The sequence below is a fragment of the Brevibacterium sp. SIMBA_078 genome (genome assembly GCF_046534565.1).
Classification (GTDB): Bacteria; Actinomycetota; Actinomycetes; order Actinomycetales; family Brevibacteriaceae; genus Brevibacterium.
In genome coordinates this window covers 1-298 of sequence record NZ_JAWRYQ010000131.1, presented here as the reverse complement: position 1 = coordinate 298, position 298 = coordinate 1, and the positions used below count along the sequence as shown (strand labels likewise).

Genomic DNA, 298 nt, shown 5'->3' with positions numbered 1-298 from the left:
AGCAATGCATCGAAATCGGGATGGTGGCGAGCGTTGCCAGTGCGGCCTCCGTGTCGACACCCCATTGGGCAAAGGCCTCGCGGGCCTGTTCGTAAGTCATTGATATTCCTCCCAGAGGTGAGTCACATACCCACCCTAGCTCATGTATGTAGGGTGGATTTTCGACCCGCCGCGCGCTCAGCGGGTGAACGCTTCCTTGTTCCCGGCGTCGACGTTGATGATGTTGCCAGTTGACTTGGCCGACCGGTCAGATGCCAGGAAATAGGCCGCCTCGGCGATGTCTTCGGGAAGCACCGAG

The 298-nt window shown here is 59.4% G+C and carries 2 protein-coding genes; both read right to left on the bottom strand.

The annotated features are described in order from the left end of the window. The coding region (locus tag SB749_RS19165) for an L-rhamnose isomerase (RefSeq protein WP_410711700.1) at nt 1-100 on the bottom strand (100 nt) is incomplete at its 3' end. A 77-nt stretch (nt 101-177) separates the two neighbouring features. Further along, the gene (locus SB749_RS19160) at nt 178-294 is read right to left on the bottom strand and encodes an SDR family oxidoreductase (protein WP_410711699.1); all 117 of its coding nucleotides are present in this window, start codon (nt 292-294) and stop codon (nt 178-180) included. Between the last annotated feature and the right edge of the window lie 4 nt (nt 295-298).